At 73.2% G+C, this 8,279-nt stretch carries 10 protein-coding genes; 6 read left to right on the top strand and 4 right to left on the bottom strand.

All coding sequences use genetic code 11. From position 1 onward, the window contains the following. The first annotated feature begins 81 nt into the window (after positions 1–81). The 4 genes from ACILRF_RS12485 (at position 82) to ACILRF_RS12500 (ending at position 3,169) form a co-directional block, all read left to right on the top strand. Positions 82–249, top strand: coding sequence for a Flp family type IVb pilin (locus ACILRF_RS12485; protein WP_395673355.1), 168 nt, complete (start codon positions 82–84; stop codon positions 247–249). Positions 250–362: 113 nt separating this feature from the next. Further along, on the top strand, positions 363–884 hold the full coding sequence (locus tag ACILRF_RS12490; RefSeq protein ID WP_395673357.1) for a prepilin peptidase: 522 nt from the start codon (positions 363–365) through the stop codon (positions 882–884). Positions 885–950: 66 nt separating this feature from the next. Further along, positions 951–2,327, top strand: a complete 1,377-nt coding sequence (locus tag ACILRF_RS12495) for a leucyl aminopeptidase family protein (protein WP_395673359.1) — start codon at positions 951–953, stop codon at positions 2,325–2,327. Then, entirely contained in the window at positions 2,324–3,169 is an 846-nt protein-coding gene (locus ACILRF_RS12500) for an NlpC/P60 family protein (protein WP_395673361.1), read from the top strand. Before ACILRF_RS12495 ends, ACILRF_RS12500 begins: the two co-directional genes overlap by 4 nt. Positions 3,170–3,179: 10 nt before the next feature. Here the strand turns inward: ACILRF_RS12500 and ACILRF_RS12505 are convergent, their stop codons facing one another. Further along, the gene (locus ACILRF_RS12505) at positions 3,180–3,935 is read right to left on the bottom strand and encodes a c-type cytochrome (protein ID WP_395673363.1); all 756 of its coding nucleotides are present in this window, start codon (positions 3,933–3,935) and stop codon (positions 3,180–3,182) included. A gap of 125 nt (positions 3,936–4,060) precedes the next feature. Between ACILRF_RS12505 and ACILRF_RS12510 the strand changes: the two genes are divergently transcribed. Both ACILRF_RS12510 and ACILRF_RS12515 read left to right on the top strand, forming a co-directional pair. Next, positions 4,061–4,798 carry a 3-deoxy-manno-octulosonate cytidylyltransferase gene (locus ACILRF_RS12510; RefSeq protein ID WP_395673365.1) on the top strand — a complete coding sequence of 246 codons (738 nt, stop codon included), beginning with the start codon at positions 4,061–4,063 and terminating at the stop codon, positions 4,796–4,798. Continuing rightward, positions 4,795–5,640: a prephenate dehydratase gene (locus ACILRF_RS12515; protein ID WP_395673367.1), complete on the top strand. Its 846-nt coding sequence runs from the start codon at positions 4,795–4,797 to the stop codon at positions 5,638–5,640. Before ACILRF_RS12510 ends, ACILRF_RS12515 begins: the two co-directional genes overlap by 4 nt. Here ACILRF_RS12515 and ACILRF_RS12520 read toward each other — a convergent pair. The 3 genes from ACILRF_RS12520 to ACILRF_RS12530 all read right to left on the bottom strand — a co-directional run bounded on the left by ACILRF_RS12520 (position 5,637) and on the right by ACILRF_RS12530 (position 8,198). Next, positions 5,637–6,038 (bottom strand): DUF6491 family protein, encoded by a 402-nt coding sequence (locus ACILRF_RS12520; protein ID WP_395673369.1) that lies wholly within the window; start codon positions 6,036–6,038, stop codon positions 5,637–5,639. The genes ACILRF_RS12515 and ACILRF_RS12520 overlap by 4 nt on opposite strands. After that, positions 6,035–7,849, bottom strand: coding sequence for a tRNA (5-methylaminomethyl-2-thiouridine)(34)-methyltransferase MnmD (gene mnmD, locus ACILRF_RS12525; RefSeq protein WP_395673371.1), 1,815 nt, complete (start codon positions 7,847–7,849; stop codon positions 6,035–6,037). The genes ACILRF_RS12520 and mnmD overlap by 4 nt, the downstream gene beginning before the upstream one ends. 73 nt (positions 7,850–7,922) lie before the next feature. Beyond that, complete coding sequence (locus tag ACILRF_RS12530) at positions 7,923–8,198, bottom strand: hypothetical protein (RefSeq protein ID WP_395673373.1); 276 nt, start codon at positions 8,196–8,198, stop codon at positions 7,923–7,925. Between the last annotated feature and the right edge of the window lie 81 nt (positions 8,199–8,279).

Consider the following 8,279-nt stretch of genomic DNA (forward strand, 5'->3'; position numbering starts at 1 on the left):
TTAAGCGAGCCGGGGTAACTTGCGTGAGTTATCGGCGCGGGGCGGGGGTCGCCAGGCGCTTGCCACGCAAGGAGAGAGATCATGTCGAAGTTCATCACGCGTTTCGCCAAGGACGAGTCCGGCGCCACCGCCATCGAGTATGGCCTGATCGCCGCCCTGGTCGCGGTCGTGCTGGTCACCGCCCTGACCAACCTCGGCACCGGCCTGCAGGACACCTTCGAAAAGGTCACCGACGAACTGCCGAGCTAAGAGTCCCCATACTCAGACAGTTCAGGCCCCCGGCGGAAACGTCGGGGGCTTTTTCTTGCCCGCAACCGCCCGTTCACCCCTCGGCGGGATAGTGGCGGCAGACGGAGGTCCGCATGATTCAGTATCTCGCCGCCGGCGTCGTGCTGGCGTTTCCGGCGTTGGTCATAATGGCGGCGCTGAAGGACGCGACCAGCTACACCATCCCCAACGCGATCTCCGCGGCCCTGCTGGCCATCTTCCCGCTCGCCGCCCTGCTGCTGGCGCTGCCCTTGCCCTCCGTGGCGCTTCACGCGGGGATCGGCTTCGCGGCTCTCCTGGCCGGCATGGCGATGTTCGCCCTCGGATGGATCGGCGGCGGCGACGCCAAGCTGTTCGCGGCGGCGGCCCTGTGGCTCGGCTGGCCGGCCGGCCTGACCTTCCTCGTCGCCACGTGTCTCGCCGGCGGCGCCCTGGCCATGGGCCTCATCACCCTGCGCTCGGTCTGGCTGCGGCCCTATGTGATGAGCGGCCCGGCCTGGTTCGCCCGCCTCGCCGCGCCGGGGGAGAACGTCCCCTACGGTGTCGCCATCGCGGCCGGCGCCCTGGCCGCCGTTCCCGTCTCGCCGCTGATGGCCGGGCTCGCGCCGTTCGTCTGACCGGTTGCGGCCGCCGGCCATCTGCGACAGAGGAAAGGGTCTCCCGCCCCACGCGTTAGGCCCCGCATGTCCGAAGTCATCCTGGAGGCGGCCGACACCGCCGTCCCGATCCACGCCGTCACCGAGGCCGAGCTTCCCGGCCTGCTTGAGACGACGCCGCCGTTCGTCCCGGCGTTCGTGGCCATGTCCGAGTTCAAGGCCAAGGCCGGCCAGGTGCTCGCGATCCCGGGCGAGGACGGCACCCTGCACACGGTGCTGTTCGGCCTCGGGACCGAGCCGCAGGCCATGGCCTTCCGGGCGCTGCCGGCCAAGCTGACCGCCGGCGTCTACCGCATCGCCCAGGCGCCCGGGGGGTTGCTCCGCGACCAGATCGCCCTGGCCTTCGCGCTCGGGAGCTACAAGTTCGACCGCTACAAGCCGCGCAAGGGCGGCGCGGCGCGGCTTGTCGTCGACGGGTGCGACGTCGCCGAGGTGCGCCAGGTGGCCCACGCCTGCGCCTTGGCCCGCGACATGATCAACACCCCGGCCAACGACATGGGCCCGCGGCAGATCGAGACGATCGCTCGCGAGATCGCCGAGCAGCACGGCGCGACCTGCACCGTCATAGAAGGCGAGGGCCTGCTGGAAGCGAACTACCCGGCCGTCCATGCCGTCGGCCGGGCCGCGGTGGCCGAACGCGCCCCGCGGATGATCGAGATCGCCTGGGGCCGCGCCGGCGACCCGCTCGTCGCTCTGGTCGGCAAGGGCGTGGTGTTCGACACCGGCGGCCTCGACATCAAGCCATCGGCCGGGATGCGGCTGATGAAGAAGGACATGGGCGGGGCGGCCCACGCCCTGGCGCTCGGCCGGATGATCATGGCCGCGAACCTGCCGGTGCGGCTGGCGATCCTCGTCCCGGTGGTCGAGAACGCCATCTCCGGCGACGCCATGCGGCCGGGCGACGTGCTGGCCTCGCGCAAGGGGCTGACGATCGAGGTCGGCAACACCGACGCCGAGGGAAGGCTGATCCTGGCCGACGCCCTGACCCGCGCCGCCGAGCTGGAGCCGGCCCTGACCCTCGACCTCGCCACCCTGACCGGCGCGGCGCGCGTGGCGCTGGGGCCGCAGCTGCCGCCGGTGTTCACCGCCGACGAGGACCTCGCCGCCGACATCGCCCGCCATGCCCAGGCGGCCGGCGACCCAGTGTGGCGCCTGCCGCTGTGGGCGCCCTACGACGAGGCCCTCGATTCCGACGTCGCCGACCTCAAGAACGATCCCGACGCCTGGGCCCAGGCTGGCGCAGTGACCGCGGCGCTGTTTCTCAAGCGGTTCGCGCCGGCCGGGCCGTGGGCGCACCTCGACGTCTTCGCCTGGAACAACAAGGCTCGGCCAGGCTGGTCGGCCGGCGGCGAGGCCCAGGCGATCCGCGGACTCTACAGCTTGATCCGCGAGCGCTTCGCGTGAGCCTCGATCCTCGCCTGACCCTCGCGCGCGACGGCATCGCCGCGCGCCGCCTGGAAGGGCTCGTGCCGGCTGAGGTCTATCTCGATACCCGGGGCATGCAGGGCGCCGTTCCCTCGGCCGCGATCCGGCGGGCGCCGCAAGCCTCGGCCGAGCAGATGGACCAGCTGCTGTTCGGCGAACCCTTCGAGGTCCTGGAAGAGGAGGGTCCCTTCGTCTTCGGCGAGGCCCGGCGCAGCGGCTATGTCGGCTTCGTGGCCGCCGCCGACCTGGCGGCGCGCGGGCCCGCCCCGACCCACCGGATCGCGGCCCTGCGGACCTATGCCTTCGAAGGTCCGAGCATCAAGTCACGCGCCCTCGGTCCCTATTCGGCCAACAGCCTCGTCCGGATCGAGGCGACGGAAGGTCGGCTGGCCCTGGCGTCCGGCGCCGGCTGGATCGCCGCCGACCACCTTGCGCCGATCGGGGTCGTCGAGACGGATTGGACCACGGTCGCCGAACGGTTCCTGGCCGCGCCCTATCTGTGGGGCGGCCGCGAGAGCCTGGGCCTTGATTGCTCCGGCCTGGTGCAACAGGCGCTGTTCGCCTGCGGTCGCGCCTGTCCGCGCGACACCGATCAGCAGGTCGCCCTTGGACGCGCCATCCCGCATGCGGAGTTCACGCGGGGCGACCTGGTGTTCTGGAAGGGCCACGTGGCCATCGGCCTGGATGGGACGGGGCAGGCGGCGCGGATCATCCACGCCAACGCCCATCACATGGCCGTCTCGATCGAGCCGCTCGCCGCGGCGATCGCCCGGATCTCGGGAAACGGGTACGGCGAGCCGACGGCCTTCCGCCGGCTCTGAACGCCGATCCCTACTGGCGGCTGTTGCCGGACGCCGTCGGGCTGGCGGCGCTGGCGCCGCGCTGCTCGGTCGGAGCGCCGGGGGCCGGCGCGCCCGCGCCCTGGCCGGCCGGACCGCCCGAGGTCGTCGCCGGCTGCGCCGTCGAGCCGGTGGCGGTCGGATCCCCAGCAGCGGCCGGAGCCGCAGCGGCGGCGTCGGCGGCGGGGGCCGCGGCGGCGGCCGGGTTCGGGGCCGGAACCGGCAGGCTGGCGCCCTTGGTCCGCAGGTAGGCGATCAGGTTGACGCGCTCTTCGGCCTTCTTGATGCCGACGAAGGTCATCTTGGTGCCCGGCAGGTACTTCTGCGGAGCGCTGATGAAGTCCGACAGGTGCGCGTCGTCCCACTGGCCGATCTTGCCGCCCAGGGCGACCATGGCTTCCGAATAGGCGAAGCCGGCGTGGCTGCCCGGCTTGTGGCCGACGACGCCGAACAGGTTCGGGCCGGTGCCGTTCGCGCCGCCCTGGTCGATGGTGTGGCAGGACTTGCACTTGTTGAAGGTCGCCTCGCCGGCCGCGACGTCGGCGGTCGGCAGGACCGTGCCCCAGTCGATCGGCGCCTCGGCGGCCGCACCGCCGGCTCCGCCTTCTTCGGCGACCTCGACCAGGTAGCCCGGCTTTTCCACGTGCTGCGGCGCGAACACGCCGGCCGAGATCTCGCGCAGCCCCACAAGGGCCAGACCCGTCGCCAGGACGGCGCCGGCGATCTTGTTGACGGTGAGGTCGCTCATAGTGACTAAGTAAGCCCTCTATCGGCCGGCGCGAACACCGGCGAAACGCGCGGGAATCCCGCCCCTTGTTGCGTGCGGCTCTCTTACACGCTACCGGCGCTCGCGCAACCGCCCACTGCTAGGCCATGAACCCGATCGTCCTCATCCCCGCGCGCATGGCCGCGACCCGCCTGCCGGGGAAGCCGCTGGCGGACATCGGCGGCGTACCGATGATCGTCCGTGTGCTGCGCCAGGCCGAGCGCGCCGGCGTCGGCCCCGTCGCGGTGGCGGCGGGTGACCCCGAGATCGTCGCGGCCGTCGAGGCGGCGGGCGGGCGGGCGGTGCTCACCGATCCGGGCCTGCCGTCCGGCTCCGACCGCATCCTCGCGGCGCTGGAGGCGTTCGACCCGGCGGGCGCCCACGACGTCATCATCAACCTGCAGGGCGACATGCCGTTCGTGCAGCCGGCGGTCGTGGAAGCCTGCGCCGGGCTGCTGGCCGCCGAGGCGGGGTGCGACATCGCCACGGTGGTGACGCCGGAAAGCGGGCGCGGCGACCGCGCCAACCCCGACGTCGTCAAGGCCGTGCTGGCCCTCGCTCCGGGCGCCACGGCGGGCCGGGCGCTCTATTTCACCCGCTCGACGCTCTACGGCGACGCGCCGATCTGGCGGCACGTCGGGATCTACGGCTACCGCCGCGCGGCCCTGGCCGAGTTCAACGCCTCCCCCCCGTCGCCGCTCGAGCAGCGGGAGAAGCTGGAACAGCTCCGGGCGCTGGAGCTGGGCCTTTCGATCTGGGCGGCCGTCGCCGCCGAGGCGCCGATTTCCGTCGACAGTCCCGCCGATCTTGAGCGGGCGCGAGACTACGCAAGGACCGGGGCATGACCACGAAACGCATCGCCTTCCAGGGCGAGCTGGGGGCCAACAGCCACGAGGCCTGCGTCGCCCACTTCCCCGACTACGAGCCGGTCCCGCACGCCAGCTTCGAGGACGCCTTCGAGGCGGTGAAGTCCGGCGACTGCGCCCTCGGCATGATCCCGGTCGAGAACTCGATCGCCGGCCGGGTCGCGGACGTCCACCACCTCTTGCCGTCGTCGGGCCTGAAGATCATCGGCGAGCGGTTCAAGCCGATCCACTTCCAGCTGATGGCCAACCCGGGCGTGAAGCTCGAGGACGTGCGCACGGCCATGAGCATGCCGATCGCGCTGGGCCAGTGCCGCAAGCTGATCCGCAGCCTGAAACTCCGCACCGAAGGCACGGGCGACACGGCCGGCGCGGCGAAGCTGCTGTCGGAACATCCCGACCCGACCAAGGCGGCCCTCGCCCCCGCGCTCGCGGCCCGGATCTACGGGCTGGAGATCCTGGCCCGCGACGTCGAGGACGAACACAACAACACCACCCGCTTCCTGGTGATGACCGCCGACAAGGCGCCGGCCGCCCCGCCGGCGGACCGGTCGTGCGTGACCAGCTTCGTGTTCCGCGTCCGCAACCTGCCGGCGGCGCTCTACAAGGGCCTCGGCGGGTTTGCGACCAACGGCGTCAACATGACCAAGCTCGAGAGCTACATGGAGAACGGGTCGTGGACCGCGACCTTCTTCTACGCCGAGGTGGACGGCCGGCCCGAGGACGCCAACGTGGCCCGCGCCTTCGAGGAGCTGCAGTTCTTCTCCGAGAAGTTCGAGATCCTCGGCGTCTATCCGGCCGACCCGTTCCGCGCCCAGGTCTAGGGCCGCGCGCCCTTCGGCAGGGCGGCGACTTCGGCCGGCGTCAGCTTGCGCACGGCCCGCACCTGGCACCGCTGCGGGCCGATCGGCGAGGGGGCGATGATCTCCGCGTCGAGGCCGGTGCAGATGTTCGAGCCGCCCCGCGACACGAGCGCCAGCCGCTCGGTCCAGCGGATGTCGCGGCATGGGCCGAACATCTCGAACTGATAGACGTCGCGGACGCCGACCCGGACGTTCAGCGTGCGGTCGTCGGCGGCCGCGAAACCGTTCACGGCGTCGGCCCAGAAGCAGCTGCGGGCCGGCTTGCCCGACGGATCGGCCGGCGATCTCGCGCCGGCGAGCTGCGGTAGGGGGATGGCCGCCAAAAGCGCGGCCAGCGAGGCGAAATAAGCGGGTCTCATGGCGTTCGGTCCCTGAAGCGGGTGTCCCCCGAACCTGCCGCCAATATAGGCCCGCCGCGGCGGTCCCGAAAGCGGAGGGGATCGACCAGCCGCGCCTGCGCCTCGGGCAGCGGAGAGGGCGCACCCAGCGCCAGCGCCGCGACATGTTCGGCCAGCAGCGGCGCAAAGCTGAACCCCCGCGATCCGAGGCCGCCGAGCACGTAAAGCCCATCGTCGATCCGCCCGGCGAGCGGCAGCCGGTCCGGCGTCACCGCCCGCACCGCAGCCCGCCCCTCGAGCGGCCCGCCGGCCAGCGCCGCGGCCAGCTCCGGCAGCGCCTGCGCCAGCGTCGCGAGGTTGCGCGCATGGTCCTCCGGCCGCATGTCGACGCCCTCATCCACCCGGTCGTGGGTGGCGCCGAACAACAGCCCCTGCCGCGTCGGCGCGACATAGCCGCCCCAGGCCATGGCCCCGGGCGGCTCCGCCGTCGCGGCCCAGCTGGCCTGACCGCGCACCGCCGCCAGCGCAAGGTCGGGAGAAAGGTCCCGGATCGCCAGGCCGGCCGCCAGCACCACCACCTCGGCCTGCGCGATCTCCGCCCCGTCGGCGTCCCGCAGCACCCAGGCGTCCCCGCCCCGCGCCACGGCCGCGACGCGGGCTGGAACCACGTCCGGCGCCCAGCCGGCGAGGATCCGCGCCGGCTCGACCGTCAGCGCGGCGGCTTGGAAGAGGCCCGCGTCGCTCAGCGTCAGCGCGCCGGGCTCGAACAGGTCGGAGGCGGCGATCTTGGCGAATCGCGCCCCGTCGCGCGGCGCCTGGGCGCGCTGCAGCACCCCGCGGGCGATCACCGCGTCCGGCGTCTCCGCCTCGTACAGCGCCGCCGCGCGCGCAAAGGCCCGGGCGAAGAGCGCCGCCGGAACGCCGAGCCCGGCGTCGAGCCTGGGCGTGACCAGGGCGGCGGGGTTGCCGGAGGCGCCCGCCCCGCGTCCCTCCGCGTCGACCACCACCGCCTCGCCGCCGAGGACGCGGACCGCCCGCGCCAGCGCCGCGCCGGCGATCCCCGCCCCGACGATCGCCACCCGCCGCGCCGGCGTCTCGGCGGCGACGCCGGGAAACGCCGCTTCCAGCCGTTCGCGCTTGCGCCCGAAGCCCGGCCGCTTGTCGACCTGGAAGCCCGCGGCGGCGAGGGCGCGGCGGACGTGGCCGGCGACGGTGAAGGTCGCCGCGCGGGCTCCCGGCGCCGACCGCGCGCCGACCAGGGCCATCAGCTCGTCGCGCCACATGGCGGGGTTGAGGGCGGGCGAGAAGCCGTCGAGGAACCAGGCGTCGGCCCGGCCCGTCCAGCCCGCCAGGCTCTCGCCCGCCTCGCCCACCGCGACGTCCAGGGTGGCGCCGAGCGCCGGCAGGTCGATGCGGTGCACGCCACGGGCCCGGCCCGGCCAGTGGTCCAGCAAGGCCGCCGAGAGCTCGGCGAGCTCCGGCCAGCGGGCATGAGCGCGGGCCGCTTCGTCGGCGCCGATCGGGTGGGCTTCGGTGGTGAGGACGTGCAGCCGCTGGCCGGCCTGCCGGCTGCGCCGCCAAAGGTCGAGCAGGGCGAGGATGTTGAGCCCGGTTCCGAAGCCGAGTTCGCCGACCACGAACCGGCGCCGCCCCCGCCAGGCCTCGGGCAGGCGGCAGCCTTGCAGGAACACCGCCCGGCTCTCCGCCAGGCCGTCTTCGGTGGAGAAGTAGACGTCGCCGTAGAGGCGGGAGCGCGGCTGGCCGTCGTCGCCCCAGTCCAGGCAGCTGCCGGCGAGCGGGCGTTCGGCGTCGGCCGGGGGATCTGCGCTCATGACCCTTCGCCCAAAAAGAAAGAGGGCCGCCCTCGCGGGCGACCCTCTCCTTAACGCGTTGCCGCGTGGAAGCTTAGTGAGCTTCCGCCGGGGCGGCGGCGGCCGGAGCAGCGGCGGCCGGAGCAGCAGCGGCGTCGGCGGCCGGGGCGGCGGCGGCGTCGGCGGCCGGAGCAGCGGCGGCGTCGGCAGCGGCGGTCGCGGCGGCGTCAGCCGGAGCAGCGGCCGGAGCTTCGGCGGCGGCGTCGGCGGCCGGAGCGGCTTCTTCTTGCTTTTGTTGGCAAGCGGCGACCGACAGAGCGGCGACGGCGGCAGCGGCGACGGCCAGCTTGCGGAGCATTTCGGTGTTCATGAGACTGTTCCCTGATCAAGGATGCAAAACGACGAGGCTTTTTGCGGAGTCCCCGTGCGCGAGTCAGGAGTATGCCGTCGA

This window comes from Phenylobacterium sp. (genome assembly GCF_044236515.1).
Lineage (GTDB): Bacteria > Pseudomonadota > Alphaproteobacteria > Caulobacterales > Caulobacteraceae > Phenylobacterium.

What these genes read in the sequence shown, in the direction of transcription:
- ACILRF_RS12485 (WP_395673355.1), top strand. Translation starts at nt 82, where the DNA reads ATGTCGAAGTTCATCACGCGTTTCGCCAAGGACGAGTCCGGCGCCACC.
- ACILRF_RS12505 (WP_395673363.1), bottom strand. Translation starts at nt 3,935, where the DNA reads ATGAGCGACCTCACCGTCAACAAGATCGCCGGCGCCGTCCTGGCGACG.
- ACILRF_RS12510 (WP_395673365.1), top strand. Translation starts at nt 4,061, where the DNA reads ATGAACCCGATCGTCCTCATCCCCGCGCGCATGGCCGCGACCCGCCTG.
- ACILRF_RS12520 (WP_395673369.1), bottom strand. Translation starts at nt 6,038, where the DNA reads ATGAGACCCGCTTATTTCGCCTCGCTGGCCGCGCTTTTGGCGGCCATC.
- ACILRF_RS12490 (WP_395673357.1), top strand. Translation starts at nt 363, where the DNA reads ATGATTCAGTATCTCGCCGCCGGCGTCGTGCTGGCGTTTCCGGCGTTG.
- ACILRF_RS12515 (WP_395673367.1), top strand. Translation starts at nt 4,795, where the DNA reads ATGACCACGAAACGCATCGCCTTCCAGGGCGAGCTGGGGGCCAACAGC.
- mnmD (WP_395673371.1), bottom strand. Translation starts at nt 7,849, where the DNA reads ATGAGCGCAGATCCCCCGGCCGACGCCGAACGCCCGCTCGCCGGCAGC.
- ACILRF_RS12495 (WP_395673359.1), top strand. Translation starts at nt 951, where the DNA reads ATGTCCGAAGTCATCCTGGAGGCGGCCGACACCGCCGTCCCGATCCAC.
- ACILRF_RS12530 (WP_395673373.1), bottom strand. Translation starts at nt 8,198, where the DNA reads ATGAACACCGAAATGCTCCGCAAGCTGGCCGTCGCCGCTGCCGCCGTC.